Raw genomic sequence first — 26,076 nt, forward strand, 5'->3', positions numbered from 1 at the left:
TAACAGGTCATGACGGACATGATGCGTGAACAGACAGTGGAAGAGACCAGCCATACTGAGCATGATGCACACCATCATCAAAGTGGCATCAAACGCTGGCTGTTTACTACCAACCATAAGGATATCGGAAGCCTGTACCTGATGTTCAGCTTCACCATGTTCCTGATTGGTGGGGCGATGGCGATGGTGATCCGGGCGGAGTTGTTCCAGCCTGGCTTGCAACTGGTGGAGCCGAACTTCTTTAACCAGATGACCACAGTCCATGGCCTGATCATGGTCTTTGGTGCTGTCATGCCTGCCTTTACCGGGCTGGCGAACTGGATGGTGCCGCTGATGATCGGGGCGCCGGATATGGCACTGCCGCGGATGAATAACTGGAGTTTCTGGATTCTGCCGTTTGCGTTTGCCATGCTGCTGGCGTCATTGTTCATGGAAGGCGGCGGCCCGAACTTTGGCTGGACTTTCTATGCGCCGCTCTCGACGACTTACAGTCCGCAGAGCACCGGCTTGTTTGTCTTCTCGATTCATATCATGGGGATCAGTTCCATCATGGGGGCGATTAATGTCATCGTCACGATCATGAACTTGCGTGCGCCCGGCATGACCTACATGAAGATGCCGCTGTTTGTCTGGACCTGGTTAATCACGGCATTTTTGCTGATCGCTGTGATGCCGGTGCTGGCCGGGGCGGTTACTATGGTGCTGACCGACAAATACTTTGGTACCAGTTTCTTTGATGCCGCCGGTGGCGGGGATCCTGTGATGTTCCAGCATATTTTCTGGTTCTTCGGTCACCCGGAAGTGTACATCATGATTTTGCCGAGTTTCGGTATCGTTTCGGCCATTATCCCGGCATTTTCTCGCAAAAGGCTGTTTGGCTACAGCTCGATGGTGTACGCCACGGCATCGATTGCCGGTCTGAGTTTCCTGGTGTGGGCCCACCACATGTTTACCACGGGGATGCCGGTGGCCGCCGAGTTGTTTTTCATGTACTGCACCATGCTGATCTCGGTGCCGACCGGGGTAAAAGTGTTTAACTGGGTGGCGACCATGTGGCGGGGATCGCTGACCTTTGAGGTGCCGATGCTGTTTGCCATTGCCTTCATTATTCTCTTTACCATAGGCGGTTTCTCCGGCCTGATGCTGGCGATCACCCCGGCAGACTTCCAATACCACGATACCTATTTTGTGGTGGCTCATTTCCATTACGTGCTGGTATCAGGCGCGATCTTCTCCATCATGGCCGCAGCTTATTACTGGCTGCCGAAATGGACGGGGCATATGTTCGATGAACGTCTGGCGAAATGGCATTTCTGGTGTTCTGTAATCTCGGTCAACATCCTTTTCTTCCCGATGCATTTCCTGGGACTGGCTGGGATGCCGCGCCGGATTCCGGATTATGCGCTGCAGTTTGCTGATGTGAACGCCATCGTCAGTATTGGTGGTTTTCTCTTTGGTCTGTCGCAGCTGATTTTCCTGGCGGTCGTGGTGAAGTGTGTGCGAGGTGGTGAACCGGCAGCTGCGAAACCCTGGGACGGTGCCGAAGGACTGGAATGGACAGTGCCTTCTCCGGCGCCACATCATACTTTCTCCACGCCACCTAAGGTGGACTAAGGAGGCGATATGGCTCATGCCGATCAGGAAAAAGGCAAGAAGAAATCGTTGCTGTCGCTCATTGCCATGTCTTTGGGGATGTTTGGCTTCGCCTTTGCTCTGGTGCCGCTTTATGACGTGTTTTGTGAAGTCACTGGCATCAATGGCAAAACATCCAACCAGGCCGCCATTGCCAGTGAGCAGGTCGATGACAAACGCACTGTGACCGTGGAGTTCATGGCCTATATCAATCCGGGTATGGCCTGGCGGTTTGAACCGGAAGTGACCCGACTGGTGGTCCATCCGGGTGAAACCTACACAGTGCTGTATTCGGCCCAGAACCTGACGCAGACCGCCACAGTGGGCCAGGCGGTGCCGTCCGTCTCGCCGGGGCTGGGGGCGCAGTATTTCAATAAAATTGAATGTTTTTGCTTTAACCGGCAACCACTGGCTGCCGGGGCGTCAGCAGAGCTGCCATTGCTCTTCTATATTGATCCCAAGTTGCCTGAGGACATCAATACACTGACACTGGCTTATACCTTGTTTAACGCTCAGCCGGAACCTGCGGCGCAAACGCAATGAGGTCGACCATGGCGAATCCGTACACAGAACATGAGCAGTCCCTGAAACCTTCCCATGAGCATTATTATGTACCGGCGGCCAGCGCCTGGCCGATAGTCGGAGCTGTCGCGCTTTTTTTAATCGCCATGGGCGCCGGTGCTACTGTTGGCGGACTGTTCGGTGGCAATGGTCCCTGGATTTTGATGAGCGGCGTGGGTCTGCTGCTGATCATGCTGGTGGGCTGGTTCCGCGATGTGATCCGCGAATCGATGACCGGCCTGTACAGCTCACAGATGGACCGCTCCTTTCGTCAGGGCATGAGCTGGTTCATTTTCTCGGAAGTGATGTTTTTTGCCGCTTTTTTCGGGGCTTTGTTCTATGCCCGGATGATCGCCGTGCCCTGGCTGGGCGGGGCAAGCAATAATGCGATGACAAACGAAGTGCTGTGGCCGGAATTTGTCGCCCACTGGCCACTGATCATAACCCCTGACGGCACAGAAACCCAGGCCATGGGGCCGCTGGGTCTGCCGCTCTACAACACTCTGATTCTGCTGACTTCTTCAGTGACCGTGCATTTCGCCCATGTGGCGCTGGAAAAAGGGAACCGCCCGCGGCTGACGCTTTATCTGCTGTTGACCGTGCTGCTGGGTGGTTTGTTCGTCTACCTGCAGGGTGTCGAATATATCCACGCCTATCAAGACATGAATCTGACCTTGGATGCCGGGGTTTACGGCAATACCTTCTTTATGCTGACCGGTTTTCACGGCCTGCACGTGACGCTGGGTACCCTGATTCTGTTTATCGTCTGGCTGCGGGTGCTGAAAGGGCACTTTTCACCGGAGCAGCACTTTGCTTTTCAGGCCGGTGCCTGGTACTGGCACTTTGTTGATGTGGTCTGGCTGGGGTTGTTTGTCTTTGTCTATATTCTCTGATGCCTTGTCCGAGGGCATTAGAACGGCCGGGGATGCGGTTCAATGAGACCCGTCGCCAGTGCCAGTAACAACAGGGCAAACAGCAGCACAGAAAACAGCACGCGCCGGCCAAGGTAGTGAGACATCGGCTTGCTTTGCTTGCCTTTCAGCATCACGGGCAAGGCACGAAACAGGTTAAACAGGATAAAGAACAGCAGGCAGACAATCAGGATTTTTAGCAACATGATAGCTCCGTGGTTGGCTGAATCAGGGCGTCAGGGACGAGGCACAGGACGCGATGAGACGGACAGGTTTTATTCTTTTTACTTTGGTGGTCCTGTCGGTGTTGGTCAAGCTGGGAATGTGGCAGATCTCACGGGGACAGGAAAAAGAAACGCTGACAGCCGCATTGAAGCTCAGGGGAGAGCAGACCTTCTACAGTGTCGCCAGTCTGCCGGATGACCCTTTGTGGTACCGGGTCAGGCTCAGTGGAGAGTATGACCACAGCAAAGCTGTTTTACTGGATAACCAGCTGGATCGCGGCCGCCCGGGTTATCACTTGTTTTACCCGTTCCGGACCGAAAACGGCGCCTGGGTACTGGTGAACTTAGGTTGGTTGCCCGCCCCGCAATACCGGGATGAGTTACCTGTGCTGCCCGAATTTCACGGTCAGGTCATGCTGACGGGCATGATAGCGTCGCCGACGCAGCTTCCTGAGCTGAGCGAAACCGGGACAGAAAGCGGCTGGCCCAGGCGGGTGCAAAACATCAAACCAGACGAACTGGCTGCGGCAACAGGATTGCCCTTGCCTGACTGGGTGATACAGATTGACCCGGATGACCCGCTGGCGTTGAAGCAGAACTGGCAGGCTGTCGTGATGGGGCCTGAAAAGCATTATGCCTATGCCGTGCAGTGGTTTTTGCTGGCGCTGGCGGTCGCCGGACTGGCCTGGTGGTGGCTGAAGCGCAGTACGCATTGATAAACAGGAGTCAGGGATGAGAAAACACATCAATTTAGTGCTGTTGTTACTCTTGTTTGTGCTGCCTGTGGTGGTGGCCAAACTGGTGCTGGACAACCACTGGTATCAGGGGGGAGCCATCAATCGGGGACAGTTGCTGGATGAGCCTGTGGTCACCGACTGGCTGGGGATGCGTGGCAAATGGCAACTGGTCTATCTGCTGCCCGAAGCATGTGATGCCCGTTGTCAGGGAGCCTTGTTTAATTTGCGTCAGGTGCCTCAGGCCATGGGCGCCGAGCAGGAGCGGATTGTCAGTCTGGTGCTGGTCTCAGGTCAGGGTGATACAGGCTTGCCTTCGGCAGAGCAGGTGCAGGCCGGCGGCAGTACAGTACTGGCCGCACCGGATCTTGTCCTTGCTCAGATCCGTGCATTGGAATTCGGTGCCCAGGCCATTTATATCTCAGATCCGCAGGGCAATGTCATGCTGGCTTATCCTCTGGTGGAAGGCCAGACCCAGGTCCTGGCTCAGGGGAAAGACATGCTGAGGGATCTCAAACGTTTACTGAAAGTTTCCAAAATAGGCTGATGCTGCAAACCGCATGCGCTAAGGAGTGGCGATGTTCTCAATGGCTTCTTCCCGTTCCCGGCAGACCGACCGGCGCTTTACCTGGCTGGTTGGACTGACGCTCTTATTATCCGTTGCTGTCATCGCCCTGGGAGCCTATACCCGGCTGACAGAAGCCGGGCTGGGTTGTCCGGACTGGCCCGGATGCTATGGTTTCATGACCGTCCCCAAAACGGACGCGCAGCATGCACTGGCCCAGCAGGCGTTTCCGGATCACCCGGTAGAAGTGCATAAGGCCTGGAATGAAATGCTCCACCGCTATATGGCCGGTGCGCTCGGGCTGCTGATTGTGGCCCTGAATGTGGTGGCCCGTCGCCGTGATGACAGGCCGCACCGCTTACCTCTGGTGCTGCTGGCGCTTGTGGTGTTCCAGGCGCTGCTGGGGATGTGGACTGTCACCATGTCGCTCAAGCCGGTGATCGTAATGGGCCACCTGCTGGGCGGTTTTACTACGGCCAGCCTGTTGCTGGTGCTCTGGTTGCGGATGTTGGCGAGAGACAGAGAACGGCCAGCGCCAGCGGTTGCCTCATCGCCTCAGTTGCTCAGGGTCAGGCGCTTAGCCGTGGCCGGACTGATCGTGGTGGCGGTGCAGATTGCACTGGGCGGCTGGACCGCAGCCAACTATGCTGCGGTGGTGTGTACTCAGCTGCCTGTCTGTGAAGTGGATTGGGTGAGCAAATTCGATATCAGGGCGTTTGAACCCTGGCAGCCGGGTTTTCAGACCTATCAGTATGGTGTGCTGAATTTTGACCAGCGGGTCTCAATTCATGCCGCGCACCGCATCGGCGCTATGCTGACAACCCTGGTGATCCTGCTACTGATCTGGCGGCTGTGGCAGATCGGCTGGCGACGCTACGCTGCAGTGATATTGGCACTGCTCTCGGTGCAGATCGCCCTGGGGGTGACGAATGTACTGGCCAGCCTGCCACTGCCCGTGGCTGTGGCTCATAATCTGGGGGGATTGAGTTTACTGCTCAGCGTACTGGCGGCGAACTGGGCGTTGTTTACGGCTCCCTCCGCAGCCATGATCCGTCGGGCTGCACGGATTACGCGAGTGAAAACCGTCCGCCATGCCCTGATTCAGGCGCAGGCAGACACACAGGGAAGGCAAACGCATTTTGGCCGGATGACACCCAAGTCAGGCTAAGTCAGGGAGGGAAGCGACATGGCTAAATTACAGTCACTGGAAGCACGGCAGATAGCGTATTCAGGCCGCGGCTGGCGACAGCTGGGGCGCGATTATCTGATGATGACTAAACCCAAAGTCGTGGCCATGCTGCTGCTGACGGCGCTGGTGGGCATGTGTCTGGCAGTCCCGGGGATCCCTCCGATAAAAGCCGTGGTGTTGGGGTTACTGGGAATCGGCTTGCAGTCCGCGTCTGCCGCGGCCTTTAATCATGTGCTCGACCGGCAATTGGATGCCCAAATGGCCCGCACCCATCACAGGCCTCTGGCGCGCGGGCGGGTACCGACTGTGAACGCAGTGATTTTCGCTACTGTGCTGATGATTGTGGGTTTTGCTCTGTTGTGGCAGCTGAACCCGCTGACGGCCTGGCTGACGCTGGCCAGTCTGGTCGGTTATGCGCTGGTTTACACGGTGTGGCTCAAGCATGCCACGCCACAGAATATCGTGATCGGTGGTCTGGCCGGCGCCGCGCCGCCTTTGCTCGGCTGGGCCGCTGTGACCGGCCAGTTTGATCCGCATGCCCTGTTACTGGTGATGCTGGTCTTTGCCTGGACACCGCCACATTTCTGGGCGCTGGCGATACATCGCCGCGATGATTATGCCAAGGCCGACATTCCCATGTTGCCGGTGACGCACGGCATTGCCTTTACCAAAACCATGGTTCTGCTTTATACCCTGATTCTGACGCTGATCGGCCTGTTGCCCTGGCTGACAGGTATGAGCGGGGCGCTGTATCTGGCGGGCAGCCTGGCGCTGAATCTGGGCTTTGTCGGTTATGCGGTGAAGCTTAAGTTTGCCGATGAACCTGGCCATGCCTGGGCGACCTTCAAGTTTTCAATCTGGCACCTGCTGGGGCTGTTTGTCGTGCTGCTGGCTGACCACTGGCTGGGCATATTGCTGGCCTGACACCGGCAGATGCATGTGAACAGCTGGCAGTCACGGAGCCTGCTGTTACACTGTGCGGCTTAAGCGTGTGAATCATAAGGTTGAAACTGTGCTGGCCGCATTAAAAGATATCTCCCTCCACCGCCAGGTCTTTGCCCTGGCGCTTCCTATGGTGCTGTCCAATATCACTGTCCCTTTGCTGGGGCTGGTGGACGCGGCTGTGATCGGCCATCTTGAGCATGCCTGGTATCTGGGGGGCGTGGCGGTTGGCGGCACCATGATCAGCGTAACCTTCTGGCTGCTCGGCTTTCTGCGTATGGCAACCACCGGGCTGTGCGCGCAGGCTTACGGCGCTAGTAATCGATCTTCGCAGGCGACTGTACTCCTGCAGGGCATCGCGCTGGCTTGGGGGCTGGCGGCGCTGCTGATCCTCAGCCATGGCCTGATCGCGGATGCGGTGTTTTCTGTCAGCGATGCCAGTGACGCTGTGAAAACTTACGCAGATCAATATTACTCGATTCGTATCTGGGGGGCGCCGGCGGCCCTGGCCAATTTTGTCATTATGGGCTGGCTGCTGGGCAGTCAGAATGCCCGGCTGCCCATGTGGCTGCTGATCATCACCAACAGCATCAATATCCTGCTCGATGTCCTGTTTGTGCTGGGGCTGGGCTGGCAGGTGGCCGGTGCGGCCGCCGCCTCTGTGATCGCCGAATACAGCGGCATGATACTGGGTCTGTATTTTGTGGCCTGCCAGTGGAAAAGACTGAATCTGCCGCCCTGGCGAGACCAGCTTAGCCAGGTCGGGCAGGGCATGGGGCGCTTGTTGCGCCTGAATCGGGATATTTTCCTGCGCAGCTTATGCCTGCAGCTGGCGTTCAGCTTTATGACGTTTCAGGGCGCCAGCTTGGGGGATAACGTGGTGGCTGCCAATGCGGTGTTGATGAGTTTCCTGATGCTGGTGTCCTATGGGATGGACGGCTTTGCCTATGCCATGGAAGCCATGGTGGGCAAAGCCATCGGTGCCAGAAACCGTGAAGCCCTGAGCCGGACGCTGATCAGCACCACGTTCTGGAGTGTGGTGATTGCTGTGCTGATGACGCTGGCCTTTGCGCTGTTCGGCGATGCGATTATCGCTCTGATCTCGGATATCCCAGCCGTGCAGCGCGAAGTAAGTCGTTATCTGCCCTGGCTGGCGGCTGTGCCTCTGGTGGCGATGTGGTGTTTTCTGCTGGATGGCATTTTTATCGGCGCGACCCGGGGCAGAGAAATGCGCAACAGCATGTTTATCGCAACCTGCTGTTTTTTCCTGATATGGCTGCTGTTGAGTCCGTTTGGCAATCATGCGCTATGGGCGGCAATGTTAGGTTTTCTGGCCATCCGAGGACTTTCGTTAGCGGCTATTTTTGCGTATCAATGGCAAAAAAATATTTTTCTTGAAGAGGCCTGTTCTAACAAATAGTTATCATATTTTATGCTGTTCAATAAGCTTGTGTGGGCGAATAACTCTACCCTTTCCTATTGATAGTGTTTAAAATATGACCTGTTTTTGGAGTTGAGCAGGTTGAAAATGAAACAAAAAATCGGTGTTTTTTTATTGCTTTTTATGGGTTTAGGATGGTGTTTTAATGCTAGTGCAGTGGCTCCGGGCGCCAAAGTTCGGGTGACAGCAACGGCGTATAATTCCGTACCCGCCCAGACCGACAGCAGCCCTTCGATTGCTGCCTGGGGAGACAGACTAAAGCCGGGAATGAAGGCAATCGCAGTATCTCGAGACCTTTTGAAAATGGGCCTCAAACACGGCTCTAAAGTGAAAATCTCAGGCCTGCCTGGTGAGTATGTGGTGCTGGATAAGATGCATCACCGCTGGTCAAAGAAAATTGATATTTACATGGGCCGGGATGTCCGGGCCGCGAAAAACTGGGGCCGACGCGCTGTGACCATCACAGTACTAAAAGCCTGATACTGCACAATACCTAGCCGAATAATCGCACGAAAGCCTGATTATCCTGATAGGCATTAAGCAAAAGACAAGAATGAAAAAAGCCGCGAAAGCGGCTTTTTTTATGGGCTTGGTTCCGGTGCGGCTGTAGGGACAGTAAGGACTGGGTGCTCGCGCCGGGACACAGCAAGCTTGTGCTGATCAGTAGTAGGAATGATCGCCGCGGGCGTGCTCAGTTACATCACGAACCCCTTTCAGCTCACCTTCAAATTCGGCCAGCAATTGCTTTTCAATCCCTTCTTTGAGGGTCACATCCACCATAGAACAGCCGTTACAGCCACCGCCGAACTGCAGAATCGCGATACCATCTTCCGTGATTTCAGACAGGGATACATGACCGCCGTGACCGGCCAGCTGAGGGTTAACCTGGGTCTGAATCATGTAATCCACGCGCTCCATCAGTGGTGCATCGTCAGACACTTTACGGACTTTGGCGTTCGGGGCTTTCAGTGTCAGCTGTGAACCCATTTTGTCGGTAACAAAATCAATCTCAGCGTCGGCCAGGAAGGGCAGGCTCAGCTCATCAATATAAGCAGAGAACAGACCGAGTTGAATCTCGGTGTCACTGGCTTCTACGGCTTCCGGCGGGCAATAAGACACGCCGCACTCAGCATTGGGGGTACCCGGGTTAACCACGAAGACACGGATGTTAGTGCCTTCCGGCTGCTGGGCCAGCAGCTTAACGAAATGCTGCTGTGCATTTTCTGAAATAGTAATCATAGACACGACGTAATACCTGACTTAGTAAGCGTTAAACCTATTCTACTCTTTGGCGGAAGAACTCGCACCCCTGAATCTTGTGTGGTTTTTTTGAACAGTTCAAACGAGCCGTCACCGGTCAGCGATCATGGGGTGTAAAGGCCAGACAGTAGACATCAATCCGGGCGACCTGCTGCTTCCTGAGCAGCTGAGACAACACAGAGACGGTACTGCCGGTGGTCACCACATCATCAACGATGGCGACGTGATCCGGCCACACCCTGTTGTTATTAAGTATAAATGCCTGCCGGAGATTCTGCAGGCGGGCTTTTCTTGAGAGCTGATGCTGCGGCCGGGCCCATTGGGTCCGGTGCAGCACCCGGTGATCGCTCTCGCTCCCTGTGATCTCTGCCAGGGCGTCCGCCAACAGCGCACTTTGATTAAATCCGCGGATCAGCCGGCGCCAGGGATGCAGCGGTACAGGCAGCAGCAGCGGAGCCGGCTCAGTGATTTGCTCGGCTAATAAACCGGCCAGTGGCTGGCGGAGCCAGAACTTCCCCTGAAACTTGTATTGCTGAACCAGCCGATTGAGCGGAAAGCCATATTCCCCGAGGCGCACCAGCCGATCCCAGGGCGGCGGCTGGCGCAGACAGTAGCCGCAATGGCTGACGGATTCCAGTGTGGTGGCGCCGCAGCGCCGGCAATAAGGCGGCGTAGGCAGGCTGGTCAGACAGTGGTGACACCAGTAGTGATCACTGTCACGCAGCGGTAAACGGCACAAGGCACATCGCTGGTTTGGCCAACGAAAGATTGATCTTACAGCCACAGGGGATAACATCCTTGCCATCCGGTTTGAAGTGAAGGAAGTGTACATGACGGCATCTGTCTACTGGCAAGCATTTGGTCAGGACCCGGCTCAGGGTTCCGATCTGGTTCTCATTCATGGCTGGGGCATGAATGGTGCCGTCTGGCAGCATCTGGTGCCACATCTGGAAGCGCAATACCGGGTGCATGTCGTTGACATGCCGGGCTATGGTTACAGCGCCGGTGTCGGAGCGCAGTCGGTCGAAGCCATGGCGCAAGCCTTGCTGGCTGACGCGCCGGAGCAAGCGATCTGGCTGGGCTGGTCGCTGGGTGGACTGGTGGCCAAGCAGGCGGCGCTGCAGGCGCCCGATCGGGTCAGCAAGTTGATCACTGTGGCCAGTTCGCCGCGTTTTGCCGCGATGGACAGCTGGCGCGGCATCCAGCCTCAGGTGCTGAGTGATTTCCGGCAACAGCTCAGTGACGATTTCAGCCTGACGGTGGAGCGCTTCATGGCGCTGCAGGCCATGGGCAGCCCGAGTGCACGGCAGGACATTAAGTTACTCAAGCAGGCCGTGCTGTCGCGTCCTCAGCCTTCACCGGACGCGCTGGCTGCCGGTCTGGAGATGCTGGCGGATGTGGATTTGCGTCGGCAGCTTGCTCAGATCCAACAGCCCTGGCTACGCCTGTATGGCCGGCTTGACGGGTTGGTGCCGGTAAAAGTCGCCAGCGACATGGACAAACTGGCACCGCAGTCAGAGAAAGTCGTTTTTCCGAAAGCGTCCCATGCGCCTTTCATTTCTCACCCACAGGACTTTCTGCAGGTATTACAGTCGTTTATTGACGGTAACGTTCCGGCTGCCCGGGCGACTGAAGCGACAGAAATATTAAAGTAAACGCGTGATTGGCCGATAATCAGTATATCGCGGCAGCGATCTCTGCCCGATTTGCTGTTATTCATAAGGCGCACAATAGCCGTTGCTCGGGTGCGTCAGCGTAGAGCCAATGGCTCAAAGCGTTGCCTGTAGGAGTCGCCTGAACATGATCGTGTCGCCCCTGAATGCCGGTATCCCGACACTGGCGCCATCGGTGAATCCGATGACGGAGCAGGCTGCGCGGGATAACAAGATCCGTGACAAAGTGCGCCCGGCCAGTGCCAGTCTGCCTTCCGGCGGCGAACCTTCGCTCAAAGGCGATGACAAGCAAATGCGCCGGCCCGGCTGGGATCCCAGTGAGCACCCGGATTATGCGTCGCTGGATGCCGCCCAGCAAAAAAGCTACGGCTATCAGCAGGAATTTGAACAACTGGTGCTGGCACTGTCGGCAGACAGTTATATGAAAGATGTCAGCGAGCTGGGTTACAGCATGCATATCCGCTTGCCAAGGTCGCTACTTGAAGAACTGGCGCAGATCAGCAAGATGGAACGCATCCGCAGCGTGATCCGCTATAAATACGCCCAGGCCACAGTACCGAATCCGCCCACTGAAATGCTGAAGATTGTCTGAGTGATGATATTTTGAGCGAAAGGCTGTATTGAAGAGAAAAAGGCGGGTATCAACCCGCCTTTGTCGTTCAGCTTATCGCGTTTACTTCTTGGCTTTGGCAAACGCCGCGGCAAAGGCACCGCCCATGGCATTGTTGTCCGGCTGTCGGTCACGCTGCTGGCGCGGCGCACGGCGAGTTTGATCGCCCTGACGCTGGCCGCCCTGCGGTTTGTGGCTGGCTTCCTGGCCCGGCTCGTCGCTCAGACGCATCGACAGAGCAATCCGTTTGCGCTGCAGGTCCACTTCCATCACTTTGACTTTCACTACGTCACCGGCTTTGACCACTTCGCGCGGATCGGAGATGAATTTGTCCGACAGCGCCGAAATGTGGACCAGGCCGTCCTGGTGAACACCGACATCCACAAAGGCGCCGAAATTGGTCACATTGGTGATCACCCCTTCCAGCACCATGCCCGGTACCAGATCTTTCACTTCGTGAATGCCTTCAGCAAAGGTGGCCGTCTTGAACTCAGGTCGCGGGTCACGGCCCGGTTTGTCCAGCTCGCGAATGATGTCGGTCACAGTCGGCAGGCCAACTTCTGCTGTGGTGTAGTCGGCTGCTTTCAAACCGCGCAGGAACTCGCTGTTGCCAATTAAGGCATCGAGCGGCTTGCCGTTTTTCGCGGCAATGGCTTTGACCACATCATAGGATTCCGGGTGAACCGCGGACGCATCCAGCGGGTTTTTACCGTTCATGATCCGCAGGAAACCGGCACACTGCTCAAAAGCCTTCGGCCCCAGACGCGACACTTTTTTCAGTGTGGTGCGGGCATCAAAGCGACCATGTTCGTCACGGTAGGCCACGATGTTGCTGGCAATTGCCGGCGTCAGACCGGCTACGCGGGTCAGCAGGGCAGGCGAGGCGGTATTGACGTCCACACCAACGGCGTTTACACAGTCTTCCACCACGGCATCCAGACGCTTGGCCAGATTGTTCTGGCTGACATCGTGCTGATACTGGCCCACACCGATGGATTTGGGATCGATTTTTACCAGTTCTGCCAGCGGATCCTGCAGGCGACGGCCGATGGAAACCGCACCACGCAGCGACACATCGAGATTCGGGAACTCGTTGGCCGCCAGTTCAGAGGCGGAATACACAGAGGCACCCGCTTCACTGACCATCACGCTCTGAATCTTCAGATTGCTGTCTTTGAGCAGCTGCGCCACAAAGCTGTCAGTTTCACGTGAAGCAGTCCCGTTACCGATTGCAATCAGATCAACGTTATGTTTTTTCAGCAGTGCCAGCACAGTGGCGGCGGACTGGGCCACCTGTTTTTGCGGCTGGTGCGGATAAATGGTGGCGGTATCGACCAGCTTACCTGTGCTGTCGATAACGGCCACTTTACACCCGGTACGCAGGCCCGGATCGAGCGCCAGTGTCATGCGCGGTCCGGCAGGGGCAGCCATCAGCAGATCTTTCAGGTTATCGGCAAACACCTGCATCGCGCCGTCTTCGGCTTTCTCACGCAGGGCGGCCATCAACTCGGTTTCCATGTGCATCAGAATCTTGATGCGCCAGGCCCAGCTGATCACCTGCTTGCGCCAGCTGTCTGCCGGTTTAGTGCCCAGGTTCACGCCATAGTGATCGGCAATGATGACTTCACAGTAAGAGCCGCGCACGCCTTCTTCCTGATTCGGATCCGCATTGAGTGCCAGTTGCAGCACACCTTCATTGCGGCCGCGGAACATCGCCAGCGCCCGGTGTGACGGCACCTGAGTCAGTTTCTCGTTGTGCTCGAAGTAGTCTTTGAATTTCGCCCCTTCCTGCTCTTTGCCCTCCACCACGCGGGCGGTCAGTTCGGCATTGCTCTGCAGGTGGCGGCGGATTTTATCCAGCAGGGCGGCGTCTTCGGCAAAACGTTCCATCAGAATGGCGCGCGCGCCGTCCAGGGCCGCTTTGGTATCGGCGACCCCTTTGTCGGCGGACACATAGCTTGCCGCAGTGGCTTCCGGATCGTGGTCGGGTTGTGACCACAGCAGATCTGCCAGCGGCTCCAGACCGGCTTCAATCGCAATCTGGCCCTTGGTGCGGCGCTTGGGTTTATACGGCAGGTACAAGTCTTCCAGACGGGTTTTGCTGTCGGCGGATAAGATTTCAGCTTTCAGCTCAGGCGTCAGTTTGTCCTGCTCGGAAATGGATTTGAGGATCACCTGACGGCGGTCTTCCAGCTCGCGCAGGTAGCCCAGGCGGGACTCCAGATTACGCAGTTGGGTATCGTCCAGCCCGTCGGTCACTTCTTTACGGTAACGGGCAATAAAGGGGACGGTGTTGCCGTCATCGAGTAGCGCCACGGCTGCGGCAACCTGCTGCGTTTTGACGTTCAGTTCAGACGCAATCAGGTGATGGATACTCGCGGTCATAGAATTCCTTTGGCTACAGTTTTCTCAGGCCGACCATCTAACCACAATTCCGCCCGTCAGTCAGCGCCCAAGCCCCCGCAAAATGTCAGGAGTTTGCCAGCCGAAGCGGCGGGTGTGATCTGTATGCAAGCAGCGGCAGGCGGACAAAATGCTAAAACGTGTCGAAGTCATCCCATTGATGAGCCAGACGATTGATTTATTGTCGATGCAATCCAAGACATGATAAGCAATAATTTGCATTTAAATCGCGATACATATAATCAAGCACCATCACATCGAAGAATCAAATCAGATGACAGGAAGACAACAGCAAATCGCCGTTTTGATCATGTCAGGGATGACAAACAAGCAGATCGCACAACAACTGTTTATTTCAGAAAATACCGTGAAATATCACTGTAAACAGCTTTTTGGTACCTATGGGGTCAACACAAGAACTGAGTTGGCTTGTGCAGTTTTGAAATCAGGAATGGTGGGGGAGCGTGCCTGAAGACCTCTGTTGGTTCATCCTATACTTATCTTCTCGACACAATCCCTGAATGATACATGGTTCTTAATTTTGTAAGGTAATGTTCGTAATAACCGCACAGATGTGAATTTATGGAACTCAAGATGAAGATAGCTTACCTGAAGCATATCTTCTTTATCATTGCGAACTTTATCCTTAATAGTCTCGGGACTCCCAACTTCATGAGAATGACGGTCATGAGCAAGGAATAAAATCGGAACGACTATCCAGTCTCTCGATCTTTAAGGCGTAATCAAGAGACAAGGAAAATTTTTCTAACTCTGAGTTAAAAAGGTCTTCAACTCGGATAATAACTCTTGATGGAGGAAAGTCACTTCGACGTCATTTAATATTGTGTTCTCTATTCGCATTGCATCTAGCTCGTTTCCTGATTTGTATTTCACCAAGCTAATTAGCTGATATAAGTCATATTTTGAATGATGATCGACATCTCGTTCGAGCATTTTTTTTGGATCGACCAAGCTACGTTCAATGGATGCAAGCTCAGCATTGAATTGAGTTTTGGCTGTATCATACTGTTGCAGTAATTGGTAATAATGTGCATCAGTATGATCGGGGAGTGAGGATAGCGCTTCATTAACTATCCGATTCAGTTCGCATCCAGAACCTTCATTGAATAAAAAAGCCATGAGCTCAGAATAAGCACCAGCAACATAATTTTCATATTGACTCATATCTTGCTTTCCCATGTGAATTACCGTGGTCAGTAAGCTCTTTTTCTCCATCGATGTAATTGATGGAGGGAAATATCTGGATTTGAAAAATTTCCAGCGAATATTTTCCGGTTCTTCAGTCAGTTGCAAGTTGAGTAACTTGAGATTTCTGTCGTCTTTCTTAGAAAGTAAGTCATCACTGTAACCAGTATGTCTGAATGTTATCGGAACAGAAAGGATTTGGTCTTTTCTTAAGTCTGGTACAATGTATTCGTGGACTCGGCCATGGTAGCGGTTTTGCACTGAGTTTCTAAATAACCGGATGTTGGTTTTAAGGTTGCAACCATTGTTACTGATAATTTCAGGACATAGCAGTAAGTTGTGATTATTGTGTCTTGAGAGCTCTTCAAGGAGCGGATGAATTGTGTCAGCACTATCCACTGTTTCATCCGCATCCAGTACCAGAATCCAATCACTGGTTGCTTTGCTGAGTGCAAAATTCCTGGCTTCTGCGAAGGAGTCTGACCATAGAAAATGGAATATTTTTACTTTATCGCAGTTAAGGTTTTTCAACAGGTCGAGTGTACTGTCTGTACTCCCGGTATCCACGATTATGATCTCATTGGCTGCTTCTAAAATACTGGCAAGGCAGCAAAGGATGTTGTCTTCTTCATTTTTGATAATGATGGTGACGCTAAACGTTTTCATTCTATAATTTATAATCCATCTATTAGTTTCGGAAAGAGAAAGATCGCGAATAAATTCCATGCAAAATGGTAAGATAAGTTTATGATAATGGATATGATATTTCCAAACCGGATTCTGAAATACTCGAATAAGACACAAAAAATGTAACCTAACCCAAGTGTGAATAATGAGTTGGCGACTGAGTTTAAAAGGTGGGTTAATGAGAACAATATGGTGACAATCACTGCGGAAATATAGATGTCACCAAAAACAAAACGACACATGTTTTGTAATATAAAAAAGAAGAAAATGGTTTCTATTAGACAATAAATAAAAACAGATATTACTGTCCTGTCTTCATTGTACAGAGCGTCAACGGTTTGATTTGTGTCAATGAAGATAAGCTTGATAACCGACATAAAAATAACCGCTATTACAAACATAATCTTTACTAGTAACACTTGCCTTATGAGTGATTTTAGATCTTGTTCTAATGTGTTGTAGAAATGTTTTTTTATCATTATGAATTTTATTCTTTCTATATGAAGTATGGAGGTTGTTTAACCTCCATATTAAATTTATCTGTCCTGCTTCCGAGAATGGTGCGAGTTTGCACCACCAACACAACCGCCTCTGGATGGGGTGCTGTGTCTGTGCGAAGATTTCTCCCACTTATCTAAACCACGGCTGACACTTTCACCAGCAAAACCACCGCCTATCATCTTTCCAACCTCTTTCAGTGCTTTACCCATCCAGCCACCATTCACATTTAACATTTCTTGATGATTCAATTCTTTCATGTTTAATCCTTTTATTTTGATGCAATATGCTTGCGTATAATATTGTTATTGGACTGAATGTAACCTACCCAGTTAGGTAGTCATAGATATTTTTTCGCAGAAGATCTTCTCTCTGAAATTCACCAGGATCATCCATCATTATTTCAATTGAATCACCCGGTCAGCCGTCGAAATGGTTTCTGCTCTGTGAGCAATCATAATTCTGGTCATAGTTAGGGTTTTGATATTGTCATTGATCCAGTGTTCATTGCTTTTATCTAAATGGCTGGTTGATTCATCCAGGCATAATATTTTTGGGGACTGATAAAGTGCCCGGGCTAAAAACAGGCGTTGTAGCTGGCCCCCGGAGAAACTGTTACCCATGTCGCCGACGAGCGCGTGGTAGCCCATCGGCAGGGCTTCAATTTCATCCCGGATGCAGGCCATGCGGCAGCATTCTCTGACGCGATTTTCATCATAGTTGGACTCAAATAAGGTGATGTTTTCTGTAACTGTGCCGGAGAGCAACATGTCATTTTGCATCACTGAACCAAAATAACGGCGATATTCGCTCAGCGGTATGTCATTCATGTCAATTCCGTCGAGGTAGATACGACCTGACGTGGGTTTGAGCAGACCAAGGATAATTTTGAGCAGCGTTGTTTTACCGCAGCCGGAAGCGCCGACGATGGCAACCGACTCACCTGGTGCAATTTCCATACAGACATCTGTGAGCACTGCATCGCTGGTATCTGCGTAACGAAAGCTGATGTTTTCCAACCGAATGCCACCCCTAAAGGCTGACTTGGGCAGGGGGGTACTGTAACCAACCGGCTCTTTTTCCTGAAGGGTGATATCTGACAACCGCTCCAGGTGCAAACTGAGCAGTTTGAAGTTCAGGACATGGTCAATCAGCCCGGCCATACTGGACGTGAACTGTCCTTTATAGGCGATAAAGGCTATCAGCATTCCCACGGTCAGGTTGCCATCAATGACAATTAATGCACCGAAATAGATCACCAGAATCGACTCAATACCTAACAGGACAGTGTTGAGGGTGTTTTCAGCGATGCTGAGTTTGCCTAGCCGGATATTGGTGTTGATCACCTCAGCATAATGGTTGAGCCATAAGTTCTGACGATTGGACTCTTGACCAAAGAGTTTGATGGTCTGGATAGCACGAATGGATTCCAGGAAGGCGGTGTCTTCTTTGGCCTCTGCCATAATGTTTTCTTCGGTGATCCGGCGGTTTGGATAATAGAAAGCCAGTTGGATCAGAAAAGAGAACAGGACAATGCCGAGAACGACAGTGGCAAGTAACGGGCTGTAGAGGAACATCATCACCAGTACTACAACAGCCATCACACCGTCGATAACGGCTTCAACCAGACCGGTGGTGAGTGTTTCCCGGATAGCGGATAACGCCCCGAATCGGGAGACAATGTCTCCGACATGCCTTTTTTCAAAATAGTGTAACGGCAGGCGCAGTAAATGATGGAACAGGTTTGCTCCCATCTGCAAACTCATGGCGCTGCTCAGACGAAGCACCAGCCAGCTACGGAAGGCGCTGAGACCAGACTGGAAAATGAGCAGCAGCGTGAAGCCGCAGGCCAGAACCAGTAGCAGGGCAGTGTCTTTACTGAGTAACACAGAGTCGATCACCCACTGCATATAGTAGGGCGAGAGCAGGGCAGTACACTGATACACCAGTGACAGGCTCAATAAGGTGGCGAGTGAGCGTTTAAGGCCAGTGATTTTGCGCCATAGCTGGCGCATTTTCATCACCGCACGTTCATCTTTTTTCTGGAATTCTGCGGTGGGCGTCAGTTCCAGTGCGATCCCGGTAAAGTGCTGGCTGAACTCTGCGATTGAGAACTTACGCTTACCGTGGGCGGGATCGTTAATGGTGACGGCTTTTTTACTGACGCCGGTGAGCACCACAAAGTGTTGTAAATCCCAGTGCAGAATACAGGGGAGCTGAAGCTGATCAATTTCTTCCAGATCGCACTTCAATGCTCGGCCCGCGAGTTGCAAATCTCCAGCCAGCATCATCATTTGTTTGAGGTTCATCCCGCTATCATCGAGCGCCATACGCTGGCGCAGTGGCGGGATATTGATTTGAAAGCCGTGGTAGGAGGCGATCATTGCCAGACAGGCTAAGCCGCATTCTGCGACTTCTGCCTGCATGACCATCGGGACACGTTTCTTGCCGGAATAAGACAGCAGTGAAAGCTGCGGGTCATACGAAACGTTTGTGTTGGTGACGTCAGATAGTTGGTCACTCATCCTAATTTTCCTTGCACGGCATAGAGGGGTTCCAGGATCCACTCAAGTAAACTGCGTTGTTCCAGAATGATATCAGCTTCCGCAATCATCCCCGCTTTGAGTGGGAATGTTTTGCCATAGGCATGCATAGATTGCTGGAGGAGCCTGGCTTTGACCCGGTAGACCGCTTCATCAATATTGACAGGTAAGCGTTTATCGGTTGGCAGAACCAGTGCCCGGTCGACATGAGTGATTTCGCCCGAGATCATGCCAAATTTCTGATAAGGGAAGGCATCAAAGCGAATGTTCACCGGGTCACCAATTTGAACAAAACCAGCGGAACGGGTCGGGAGCAGAAGCTCAATCTCCAGTGGTGAGTGGTTGGGAATAATACTCATCAGGGGCGTACTTTCATCGACCCGAGTGCCGGGCGAGATCTGAATGGCAGTCACCGTGCCTGCTTCAGGTGCCTGCTTGATGAATTCAAATTGGTTGTTCAGCTCTGTCAGCCGCACTTTCAGGCCGGAGATTTCCCGCAAGATAACAGATTGTCGCAAGGACAATTGGCCAGGCAGCAATGCTAATTCCGATTCTTGAGCAGAGATTTCTGCTTTGATTCCGGCAATTTCACGCTGAGTCCGGTCGCTGATTGCCTGCGCTTCGAGGTAGGCCTCTTCCGTTTCATCCAGTTGGCTGGCGGAGGTAAATCCTTTGTCGTGGAGTTTCTGGTGATTCAGATACTGCTTTTCCTTCAGTTGCAGCTTTTTCTGGTTTGTGCGTTCAGCATTTTTGATGGCCTGCAGACTTTTGGTTAACTGTGTGATCTGGGTTTCCAGCCGGGACTGATTCTTTTCATGCATGGCCACATTGGTCTGGAATTCTTTTTCCAGCGTGGCAATCTGAGTGGTTAATTCCTGGCTGAGTGCGGAAGATAATTCAACCCCGGTTGACAGATTCTGGCTGTTCTGGATTTTGACTAAATGTGTATTTTCCTGAATGACCATCCCATCGCTGACATAGATCTTATCGATAATTCCGCTGCGATTGGAATACACCTTGATCACACCGGCTTCCGGACGTAAGTAACCTTTCACTGTCTCTTTGCGTGAAAACTCGGTGCTTATTAGAAAACACATCAAGATAGTGAAGAACATCAGGATGAATATTGCGAATAGGTATAAATATGTTGGCTGGGTCAGGCAGACGTTTCCTAAAAGCCGATGCTTCTGATATTCAAATACTTCTTTGCGAAACAACAAGGTGTCAATCCCATAGGCAGAATCGGCGCAAGATAATTGCAAATATTTTTTAGGGATACATGAATAGATAAAAAATGCGATTCAATTCAATTTATTGCTATTATGCACCAATTTTATCTTGACGCTACTGTCAAAGAAATGGCTTTTTATTTATCGCACCAGTTCAGTGCAGGTTATATTTAAATAGCAGAAAGGAATAAATACTTTGAAAGAATTAAATTTGAATGAAATGAATAATGTTGCTGGTGGAGCTCGAGCTAGAGGTTGTGGTTGTGGGTTCGGTGGGGGAGGTGGTTTTTCCCATCGTCCTGGTAACCGTCAGGCTGATCGTGACAATCGAAGAAAAACAGCTGTTGATGGTGGTACCCGAGGGCATGAGCGAGGTCGGAATCAAGCGGGGAATCGCTCCGAACGTGGCCGAGGTGGCCGACATACTGAGCGCTAATACGATATAGTCCTGAAAAAATCACAATTTATTCAATACCTTTCATGGAGTGAAAGGTATTTTTTTAATTCGGAGTAATAAATGATGCGCCGACATATATCTTACCTACTATTTCTTTGTTCTGTTCATCTTGTTCATGCAGATGAAGTACTCCCTTTTCCTTTTCATAAAGCGTATGAAATTTATTCTGTGTCTGGTCACAGTGATGAAGAAATTGATGCTTCTTATGAAAAAAGGCCCGCTCATTTAAAAGAAATTAACATCGATGCATCTGCAGCATGGGATTATGACTTTTATTATGATGACCAGACTTGTGATATCGATTTTATTACGCTTGATGTGACGTATACGTTGCCGCAGTTAAGAATATCATCTGAAAATCAAGAGTTCATGAAGGCGTATTTGGCATATACGAACAAGATTTATGCACATGAAGAACGCCATTGTGCAATCGCGTTGTCTCAGCTTCATGCGATTTACCAGTTGATTAAGCAAGGTCAGCGTGACGGGTGTGGTACTGTCCAGGATTTGATTGGTGAGCATGAGTCGAACATTACTGAAATGAATCGTAATTTCGATGTGTATACAAACCATGGCGAAATTGAATTAGCGGTTTCTCCGTTCGGCGAGGATGATTTTCTTCCGTACTGTAAGATTGAGGTCCCAGTTTCAGTTCATGTTGATGCAAGTTGAAAACGGTTTTTTTCTGTTGCGCAGAGTGACTGACGAGCGAGGAGATTGAGTATGTTGTAATGGATCATCATCAACAATGTCCTGTTGTTAGCTGTCAGTGGGTTGTTGCGAGTTAATGTTGAGTTCCTGGCTCAAGTCAGGCTGGTCGATTATCTCTTCTATAGTGGTTTTGTCTTCTGGCTGATCGGTGGGATGGCGTTGTTGGGTGGATCGCGCCTGACACGAGAAGATAGCATCAGTGTGGATGACATAGAGAATTACAGGGAGAATTTTCGGTTTTTTATCCTGATGCTGCTCTCGGGTTTACCCATCATTGTCAGTAGTGCTGTCTTGTATCGAATGGGCGTCATTACCTGAAGGTTGGGCGTGAGTTGGAGCTCAACCTGCCATTTTCCCGAATCATATCTCGATGTCGTGACCGCCAACGTCATATAATCAAGCCATTACCAGCAAGCAGAGACAGACACAATGAGAACCCCATTGATCACCCGGGAAGGGTATAACCGGCTCAAGCAGGAACTGGATTTTCTGTGGCAGGAAGAGCGCCCGGAAGTGACCAAGAAAGTGACCTGGGCGGCCAGTTTGGGTGATCGTTCGGAGAATGCCGATTATCAGTACAACAAAAAACGCCTGCGGGAGATCGACCGCCGGGTGCGTTACCTGCGCAAAACCTTAGAGAAGGTGAAAATTGTTGATTATTCCCCGGTACAGGAAGGTAAGGTGTTTTTCGGCGCCTGGGTCGAGGTGGAAAATGAAGCCGGTGACAGCAAAAAGTTCCGCATTGTCGGCTATGACGAGATTTTCGGGCGCCGGGATTATATTTCGATTGATTCGCCGATGGCGCGTGCCTTGCTGAAAAAAGAAGTGGATGATGAAGTGGTGGTGCGCACGCCAGAGGGTGATAAAGTCTGGTTCATCAATACGATAACTTACGTCACAGACTAAGCGCTAAGGGCGTGTCAGGTGTGGGGACACACTCGGTAACAATTTCACGGCGATCATTTGCGCACTGTTTCAGTCACAACAGGCAGCGGTCGCGTAAAATAGCAGCTCGGCGACATCCAGAGTTCGAAGCATAAGGTGGAACGATGCAAGACAATTTCAAGATTTTAGTGGTCGATGACGACATGCGCCTGCGTGCGCTGCTGGAGCGTTATCTGTCTGAGCAGGGCTTTCAGGTGCGCAGTGTGGCCAATGGCGAACAGATGGATCGCCTGCTGGCCCGGGAAAATTTCCACCTGATGGTATTGGATTTGATGTTGCCGGGCGAAGATGGCCTGTCGATTTGCCGTCGTCTGCGCAATGCCAACAACATGCTGCCTATCCTGATGCTCACCGCCAAAGGCGATGAAGTGGACCGGATTGTCGGTCTGGAAGTCGGTGCCGATGATTATCTGCCCAAGCCGTTTAACCCGCGTGAGCTGCTGGCCCGTATCCGTGCGGTACTGCGCCGCCAGACCGTTGAAGCACCGGGCGCACCGAGTGTGGAAGGCAAAATCATCACCTTTGGTGAGTTCCGCCTCAATCTGGGTACCCGGGAAATGTTCCGCGGGGAGGAAGCCATGCCGCTGACCTCCGGCGAATTTGCGGTGCTCAAAGCCCTGGTGACCAACGCCCGCGAGCCGATGTCGCGCGACAAACTGATGAATATGGCCCGTGGCCGTGAATATTCAGCGATGGAACGCTCGATTGACGTACAGATCTCGCGTCTTCGTCGCATGATTGAAGAAGATCCGAGCCGCCCGCGTTATATTCAGACCGTCTGGGGGCTGGGTTACGTGTTTGTTCCAGACGGCAGCGAGGCATAAGTCATGCCGATGCGCCTGTCGCCGCGCTCGACCTTTACCCGCACCCTGATTCTGCTGGCTGGCTTGCTGATAGCCAGCCAGATTTTTTCCTATCTGGCCGTACTGAATTACGCCCTGCTCCCCAGCCTGCAGCAGTTCAACCGCATCATGGCCTATGAAGTCAAACTGATGCTCAAAGAAGATGTGGAACTGGCCGATGGCCACAAGTTTCATCTTGATACCCCGCTGCGCCGGCAACTGCTGGAGCAGTTGGGAGTGACCCTTCATGCCGATGACAGTCCGGAATCGGCTGAATTCAGGGAAGCGACCCGCATTGATTATCTCAGTGAGGAAATGACCCGAGAGCTGAACACCCCGACTGAGGTGCGTCTGGTACTGGGAACAGACAGCTATGTGCTGTGGCTCGACTGTGATGCGATGCCGGGTTACCTGATGCGGGTGCCGTTGTCTGAATTGCAGGAAGAAGACTTTGCGCCGCTGTTCGGTTACAGCCTGTTTATTGCAGTGATGGTGATTGCGGGGGGCTGGCTGTTTATCCGTATCCAGAACCGTCCCCTGGTGGCCCTGGAGCAGGCGGCACTGGAAGTTGCCAAAGGCGGTTCTCCGCCACACCTGGATGTGCAGGGAGCCTCGGAGATCCGGGCGGTCACGAAAGCCTTTAATCGCATGGGCGAAGGGATCAAGCAGCTTGAAGACGACAGAGCATTGCTGCTGGCTGGTGTGAGCCATGATTTGCGTACGCCACTGACCCGGATCCGCCTGGCGACCGAAATGATGTCGCCTGAAGATGCTTATCTGGCTGAAAGTATGATTAAGGACACCGAAGAGTGTAATGCCATTATCAGCCAGTTTATGGAGTATCTGAAATCCACCCAGCTGCTGGAGCAGGAACTGCTCGATCTGAACATACTGCTTGAAGATGTGGCCGAAGCCGAAGGGGGCATTGAGCGCGGGATTGAACAGTCACTGGGTACCATCAATGGCAAAGTGTATGCCAACGGGGTGGCCATTAAGCGGCTGATCAGTAACTTGCTGGTGAATGCACTTCGCTACGGTCACGGCTGGGTGCGGGTGACCAGCGGCATGACGGCCGATCGCCAGATGGCCTGGTTCTGTGTTGAGGATGATGGTCCGGGCATTGAGCCGGATCAGGTCGCCAGAATGATGCAACCGCTGACCCGCGGCGACAGTGCCCGGGGCAGTGACGCAGAAGGCACCGGCCTTGGGCTGGCGATAGTGAAGCGTATTGTGGATCAGCACCAGGGCGATATTCAGTTCAGTAACCGCAGCAGCGGCGGACTGAAAGTCCAGATCAGCCTGCCGGTGCGAACCGGTAAACACAATGGCAAGCGGAGTGTGAAGTCTTAAGTCTTAAGCTCTTTACCCTGACCCCCTCCTAGCCTCCCCCTTGAAAAGGGGGAGGGATCATTCTGAACGAGCTGAAACCACGAATATTCCCTCCCCTTGGCAAGGGGAGGGCGAGGGTGGGGTTCGTGCAGCGCACCTGGATTTGGAACTGTGCCCGTAAACCCCTTCCTAGCCTCCCCCTTGAAAAGGGGGAGGGATCTGACGGAGAAGGCTGGAGTGTAGTGGTTTAATGAACCCGGACACCATTTAAGGTGGTAAAGTAGCCACCAAAGAAAGAGGTGTTCAATGACCAAAAAACGACGCTCATTTAGTCCTGAGTTCAAACGTGATACTGCAAGTTTGGTACTCGACCAGAATTATTCAATTCCTGAGGCATGCCGCTCCGTTGACGTCGGAGAGACGGCACTTAGACGTTGGGTTGATCAGCTCAGAGCTGAGCGCGGTGGCCAAACACCAACATCGAAAGCACTCACGTCAGAACAGCAAAAAATTCAGGAGCTTGAAGCACGAATTAATCGCTTAGAGCGGGAAAAAGCGATTCTAAAAAAGGCCACAGCTCTCTTAATGTCGGACGAACTCGAACGTACACGCTGATAGACCAGTTGAGGGAGCATGAATCGGTTCACTTGGTCTGTTCAGTATTCGATATTTCTTCATCCAGTTATTACGACTACAAGCAACGACAACAACGCGTTGATGTTGAACGCATGGAACTTCGTAGCGAAGTCAATCGACTCTTTACACTCAGCCGAGGTGCTGCCGGTAGTCGTACGATCACCTGGATGATGCGTGAACGCCGTTATTCCATCGGTCGTTTCAAAGTCAGAGCGCTGATGAAAGAAGCGCAACTTATCAGTAAGCAGCCAGGTCCACATGTTTACAGGAATGCGACCGTTGAGCGGCTTGATGTTCCGAACCGTCTCAACCGAGAATTTCATGCGTGTGGACCTAATCAGGCTTGGTGTGGTGATATCACTTACATCTGGGCTGGTAATCGGTGGTGCTATCTGGCTGCTGTGATTGACCTGTTCCGTCGTCGTGTTGTCGGTTGGGCGATGTCAGATAAACCAGATGCTTCATTAGCCGCAAAGGCTCTGACCATGGCCTATGAGCAAAGAGGCCGGCCACAAGATGTACTGTTTCATTCAGATCAAGGCTGTCAGTACACCAGTCGTCTGTTTCGCCAACATCTATGGCGTTATCGCATGACTCAAAGTATGAGTCGTCGTGGTAATTGTTGGGACAACGCACCCATGGAGCGGTTGTTTAGAAGTCTGAAATCGGAGTGGATACCAGCAACAGGCTATACATCGTTGACAGACTCAACCAAAGATATCAGTCGTTATCTGATGGACTACTACAACTGGGAAAGGCCACACAGCTACAATGATGGTATTCCGCCTGCAAAGGCAGAATACCAACCTAATTTACTGTCCGGAATTAGTTGACCACTACAGAGGTAC

General features: G+C 52.2%; 28 protein-coding genes. 19 read left to right on the top strand and 9 right to left on the bottom strand.

Annotated elements, in window-relative coordinates:
* Positions 1-9 precede the first annotated feature (9 nt).
* Genes ctaD through LN341_RS00580 form a run of 3 tightly spaced genes read left to right on the top strand, consistent with a single transcriptional unit; the run spans position 10 to position 3,086 of the window.
* Complete coding sequence (gene ctaD / locus LN341_RS00570) at positions 10-1,614, top strand: cytochrome c oxidase subunit I (protein ID WP_046220425.1); 1,605 nt, start codon at positions 10-12, stop codon at positions 1,612-1,614.
* 9 nt (positions 1,615-1,623) lie between these two features.
* Complete coding sequence (locus tag LN341_RS00575; protein ID WP_234203820.1) at positions 1,624-2,175, top strand: cytochrome c oxidase assembly protein; 552 nt, start codon at positions 1,624-1,626, stop codon at positions 2,173-2,175.
* A gap of 8 nt (positions 2,176-2,183) precedes the next feature.
* Positions 2,184-3,086 (top strand): cytochrome c oxidase subunit 3, encoded by a 903-nt coding sequence (locus LN341_RS00580; RefSeq protein WP_234203821.1) that lies wholly within the window; start codon positions 2,184-2,186, stop codon positions 3,084-3,086.
* 17 nt (positions 3,087-3,103) lie between these two features.
* Here LN341_RS00580 and LN341_RS00585 read toward each other — a convergent pair whose 3' ends face one another.
* Positions 3,104-3,310, bottom strand: a complete 207-nt coding sequence (locus tag LN341_RS00585; protein WP_027250530.1) for a DUF2909 family protein — start codon at positions 3,308-3,310, stop codon at positions 3,104-3,106.
* A gap of 53 nt (positions 3,311-3,363) precedes the next feature.
* Here LN341_RS00585 and LN341_RS00590 point away from each other — a divergent pair, with 53 nt between their 5' ends.
* From LN341_RS00590 to LN341_RS00615, 6 genes are all read left to right on the top strand, one after another.
* Complete coding sequence (locus LN341_RS00590) at positions 3,364-4,044, top strand: SURF1 family protein (RefSeq protein ID WP_234203822.1); 681 nt, start codon at positions 3,364-3,366, stop codon at positions 4,042-4,044.
* Between the two features lie 16 nt (positions 4,045-4,060).
* Positions 4,061-4,609 (top strand): cytochrome oxidase, encoded by a 549-nt coding sequence (locus LN341_RS00595; protein WP_234203823.1) that lies wholly within the window; start codon positions 4,061-4,063, stop codon positions 4,607-4,609.
* 31 nt (positions 4,610-4,640) lie between these two features.
* Positions 4,641-5,795: a heme A synthase gene (locus tag LN341_RS00600; protein WP_234203824.1), complete on the top strand. Its 1,155-nt coding sequence runs from the start codon at positions 4,641-4,643 to the stop codon at positions 5,793-5,795.
* Positions 5,796-5,894: 99 nt separating this feature from the next.
* Positions 5,895-6,740: a heme o synthase gene (gene cyoE, locus LN341_RS00605; RefSeq protein ID WP_370643721.1), complete on the top strand. Its 846-nt coding sequence runs from the start codon at positions 5,895-5,897 to the stop codon at positions 6,738-6,740.
* 88 nt (positions 6,741-6,828) lie between these two features.
* Positions 6,829-8,178, top strand: coding sequence for an MATE family efflux transporter DinF (dinF, locus tag LN341_RS00610; protein WP_370643722.1), 1,350 nt, complete (start codon positions 6,829-6,831; stop codon positions 8,176-8,178).
* A gap of 108 nt (positions 8,179-8,286) precedes the next feature.
* Complete coding sequence (locus LN341_RS00615; RefSeq protein ID WP_046220419.1) at positions 8,287-8,679, top strand: 3D domain-containing protein; 393 nt, start codon at positions 8,287-8,289, stop codon at positions 8,677-8,679.
* Positions 8,680-8,859: 180 nt separating this feature from the next.
* Here the strand turns inward: LN341_RS00615 and nfuA are convergent, their stop codons facing one another.
* Complete coding sequence (gene nfuA / locus LN341_RS00620; protein ID WP_046220418.1) at positions 8,860-9,438, bottom strand: Fe-S biogenesis protein NfuA; 579 nt, start codon at positions 9,436-9,438, stop codon at positions 8,860-8,862.
* A gap of 118 nt (positions 9,439-9,556) precedes the next feature.
* The gene (locus LN341_RS00625) at positions 9,557-10,243 is read right to left on the bottom strand and encodes a ComF family protein (protein WP_234203826.1); all 687 of its coding nucleotides are present in this window, start codon (positions 10,241-10,243) and stop codon (positions 9,557-9,559) included.
* Positions 10,244-10,289: 46 nt separating this feature from the next.
* On the opposite strand from LN341_RS00625, the gene bioH reads away from it, so the two are divergent.
* Together bioH and LN341_RS00635 are read left to right on the top strand one after the other, a co-directional pair.
* Positions 10,290-11,114 (top strand): pimeloyl-ACP methyl ester esterase BioH, encoded by an 825-nt coding sequence (bioH, locus tag LN341_RS00630; protein WP_046220416.1) that lies wholly within the window; start codon positions 10,290-10,292, stop codon positions 11,112-11,114.
* A 145-nt stretch (positions 11,115-11,259) separates the two neighbouring features.
* The gene (locus tag LN341_RS00635; RefSeq protein ID WP_046220415.1) at positions 11,260-11,724 is read left to right on the top strand and encodes a hypothetical protein; all 465 of its coding nucleotides are present in this window, start codon (positions 11,260-11,262) and stop codon (positions 11,722-11,724) included.
* Positions 11,725-11,805: 81 nt separating this feature from the next.
* On the opposite strand, the gene LN341_RS00640 is transcribed toward LN341_RS00635, so the two are convergent.
* Positions 11,806-14,127, bottom strand: coding sequence for a Tex family protein (locus LN341_RS00640; RefSeq protein ID WP_234203827.1), 2,322 nt, complete (start codon positions 14,125-14,127; stop codon positions 11,806-11,808).
* 292 nt (positions 14,128-14,419) lie between these two features.
* On the opposite strand from LN341_RS00640, the gene LN341_RS00645 reads away from it, so the two are divergent.
* Complete coding sequence (locus tag LN341_RS00645; RefSeq protein WP_234203828.1) at positions 14,420-14,617, top strand: response regulator transcription factor; 198 nt, start codon at positions 14,420-14,422, stop codon at positions 14,615-14,617.
* Positions 14,618-14,910: 293 nt separating this feature from the next.
* Here the strand turns inward: LN341_RS00645 and LN341_RS00650 are convergent, their stop codons facing one another.
* The 5 genes from LN341_RS00650 to LN341_RS00665 all read right to left on the bottom strand — a co-directional run bounded on the left by LN341_RS00650 (position 14,911) and on the right by LN341_RS00665 (position 20,134).
* Complete coding sequence (locus tag LN341_RS00650; protein WP_234203829.1) at positions 14,911-16,077, bottom strand: glycosyltransferase family 2 protein; 1,167 nt, start codon at positions 16,075-16,077, stop codon at positions 14,911-14,913.
* Positions 16,026-16,517, bottom strand: coding sequence for a type II CAAX prenyl endopeptidase Rce1 family protein (locus LN341_RS21855; protein WP_370643676.1), 492 nt, complete (start codon positions 16,515-16,517; stop codon positions 16,026-16,028). The genes LN341_RS00650 and LN341_RS21855 overlap by 52 nt, the downstream gene beginning before the upstream one ends.
* A gap of 57 nt (positions 16,518-16,574) precedes the next feature.
* Complete coding sequence (locus LN341_RS00655; protein ID WP_234203830.1) at positions 16,575-16,796, bottom strand: hypothetical protein; 222 nt, start codon at positions 16,794-16,796, stop codon at positions 16,575-16,577.
* Positions 16,797-16,934: 138 nt separating this feature from the next.
* Positions 16,935-19,061, bottom strand: coding sequence for a peptidase domain-containing ABC transporter (locus tag LN341_RS00660; RefSeq protein WP_234203831.1), 2,127 nt, complete (start codon positions 19,059-19,061; stop codon positions 16,935-16,937).
* Positions 19,058-20,134 (bottom strand): HlyD family secretion protein, encoded by a 1,077-nt coding sequence (locus tag LN341_RS00665; RefSeq protein WP_234203832.1) that lies wholly within the window; start codon positions 20,132-20,134, stop codon positions 19,058-19,060. The genes LN341_RS00660 and LN341_RS00665 overlap by 4 nt, the downstream gene beginning before the upstream one ends.
* Before the next feature lie 401 nt (positions 20,135-20,535).
* Between LN341_RS00665 and LN341_RS00670 the strand changes: the two genes are divergently transcribed.
* From LN341_RS00670 to LN341_RS00700, 7 genes are all read left to right on the top strand, one after another.
* Complete coding sequence (locus LN341_RS00670) at positions 20,536-20,754, top strand: hypothetical protein (RefSeq protein WP_234203833.1); 219 nt, start codon at positions 20,536-20,538, stop codon at positions 20,752-20,754.
* Positions 20,755-20,825: 71 nt separating this feature from the next.
* Positions 20,826-21,437, top strand: a complete 612-nt coding sequence (locus tag LN341_RS00675; protein WP_234203834.1) for a DUF922 domain-containing protein — start codon at positions 20,826-20,828, stop codon at positions 21,435-21,437.
* A 102-nt stretch (positions 21,438-21,539) separates the two neighbouring features.
* Positions 21,540-21,794, top strand: coding sequence for a hypothetical protein (locus LN341_RS00680; protein WP_234203835.1), 255 nt, complete (start codon positions 21,540-21,542; stop codon positions 21,792-21,794).
* A gap of 111 nt (positions 21,795-21,905) precedes the next feature.
* On the top strand, positions 21,906-22,382 hold the full coding sequence (greB, locus tag LN341_RS00685) for a transcription elongation factor GreB (protein ID WP_046220413.1): 477 nt from the start codon (positions 21,906-21,908) through the stop codon (positions 22,380-22,382).
* A 143-nt stretch (positions 22,383-22,525) separates the two neighbouring features.
* Entirely contained in the window at positions 22,526-23,245 is a 720-nt protein-coding gene (ompR, locus tag LN341_RS00690) for a two-component system response regulator OmpR (RefSeq protein ID WP_027250541.1), read from the top strand.
* Between the two features lie 9 nt (positions 23,246-23,254).
* On the top strand, positions 23,255-24,613 hold the full coding sequence (envZ, locus tag LN341_RS00695; RefSeq protein WP_234204807.1) for a two-component system sensor histidine kinase EnvZ: 1,359 nt from the start codon (positions 23,255-23,257) through the stop codon (positions 24,611-24,613).
* A gap of 285 nt (positions 24,614-24,898) precedes the next feature.
* A protein-coding gene (locus LN341_RS00700) for an IS3 family transposase (protein ID WP_234203679.1) occupies positions 24,899-26,061 on the top strand; the annotation gives its coding sequence in 2 pieces (ribosomal slippage) (positions 24,899-25,154 and positions 25,154-26,061; 1,164 coding nt in all).
* The last annotated feature ends 15 nt before the right edge of the window (positions 26,062-26,076 follow it).

The organism is Photobacterium sp. TLY01, assembly GCF_021432065.1.
GTDB classification, from domain to species: domain Bacteria; phylum Pseudomonadota; class Gammaproteobacteria; order Enterobacterales; family Vibrionaceae; genus Photobacterium; species Photobacterium halotolerans_A.

Excerpts from the sequence above, each read along its gene's own strand:
- ctaD (WP_046220425.1), top strand. The coding sequence starts at position 10 with ATGACGGACATGATGCGTGAACAGACAGTGGAAGAGACCAGCCATACT.
- LN341_RS00575 (WP_234203820.1), top strand. The coding sequence starts at position 1,624 with ATGGCTCATGCCGATCAGGAAAAAGGCAAGAAGAAATCGTTGCTGTCG.
- LN341_RS00580 (WP_234203821.1), top strand. The coding sequence starts at position 2,184 with ATGGCGAATCCGTACACAGAACATGAGCAGTCCCTGAAACCTTCCCAT.
- LN341_RS00585 (WP_027250530.1), bottom strand. The coding sequence starts at position 3,310 with ATGTTGCTAAAAATCCTGATTGTCTGCCTGCTGTTCTTTATCCTGTTT.
- LN341_RS00590 (WP_234203822.1), top strand. The coding sequence starts at position 3,364 with ATGAGACGGACAGGTTTTATTCTTTTTACTTTGGTGGTCCTGTCGGTG.
- LN341_RS00595 (WP_234203823.1), top strand. The coding sequence starts at position 4,061 with ATGAGAAAACACATCAATTTAGTGCTGTTGTTACTCTTGTTTGTGCTG.
- LN341_RS00600 (WP_234203824.1), top strand. The coding sequence starts at position 4,641 with ATGTTCTCAATGGCTTCTTCCCGTTCCCGGCAGACCGACCGGCGCTTT.
- cyoE (WP_370643721.1), top strand. The coding sequence starts at position 5,895 with ATGATGACTAAACCCAAAGTCGTGGCCATGCTGCTGCTGACGGCGCTG.
- LN341_RS00615 (WP_046220419.1), top strand. The coding sequence starts at position 8,287 with ATGAAACAAAAAATCGGTGTTTTTTTATTGCTTTTTATGGGTTTAGGA.
- nfuA (WP_046220418.1), bottom strand. The coding sequence starts at position 9,438 with ATGATTACTATTTCAGAAAATGCACAGCAGCATTTCGTTAAGCTGCTG.
- bioH (WP_046220416.1), top strand. The coding sequence starts at position 10,290 with ATGACGGCATCTGTCTACTGGCAAGCATTTGGTCAGGACCCGGCTCAG.
- LN341_RS00635 (WP_046220415.1), top strand. The coding sequence starts at position 11,260 with ATGATCGTGTCGCCCCTGAATGCCGGTATCCCGACACTGGCGCCATCG.
- LN341_RS00640 (WP_234203827.1), bottom strand. The coding sequence starts at position 14,127 with ATGACCGCGAGTATCCATCACCTGATTGCGTCTGAACTGAACGTCAAA.
- LN341_RS00645 (WP_234203828.1), top strand. The coding sequence starts at position 14,420 with ATGACAGGAAGACAACAGCAAATCGCCGTTTTGATCATGTCAGGGATG.
- LN341_RS00650 (WP_234203829.1), bottom strand. The coding sequence starts at position 16,077 with ATGGAATTTATTCGCGATCTTTCTCTTTCCGAAACTAATAGATGGATT.
- LN341_RS21855 (WP_370643676.1), bottom strand. The coding sequence starts at position 16,517 with ATGATAAAAAAACATTTCTACAACACATTAGAACAAGATCTAAAATCA.
- LN341_RS00655 (WP_234203830.1), bottom strand. The coding sequence starts at position 16,796 with ATGAAAGAATTGAATCATCAAGAAATGTTAAATGTGAATGGTGGCTGG.
- LN341_RS00660 (WP_234203831.1), bottom strand. The coding sequence starts at position 19,061 with ATGAGTGACCAACTATCTGACGTCACCAACACAAACGTTTCGTATGAC.
- LN341_RS00670 (WP_234203833.1), top strand. The coding sequence starts at position 20,536 with ATGTTGCTGGTGGAGCTCGAGCTAGAGGTTGTGGTTGTGGGTTCGGTG.
- LN341_RS00675 (WP_234203834.1), top strand. The coding sequence starts at position 20,826 with ATGATGCGCCGACATATATCTTACCTACTATTTCTTTGTTCTGTTCAT.
- greB (WP_046220413.1), top strand. The coding sequence starts at position 21,906 with ATGAGAACCCCATTGATCACCCGGGAAGGGTATAACCGGCTCAAGCAG.
- ompR (WP_027250541.1), top strand. The coding sequence starts at position 22,526 with ATGCAAGACAATTTCAAGATTTTAGTGGTCGATGACGACATGCGCCTG.
- envZ (WP_234204807.1), top strand. The coding sequence starts at position 23,255 with ATGCGCCTGTCGCCGCGCTCGACCTTTACCCGCACCCTGATTCTGCTG.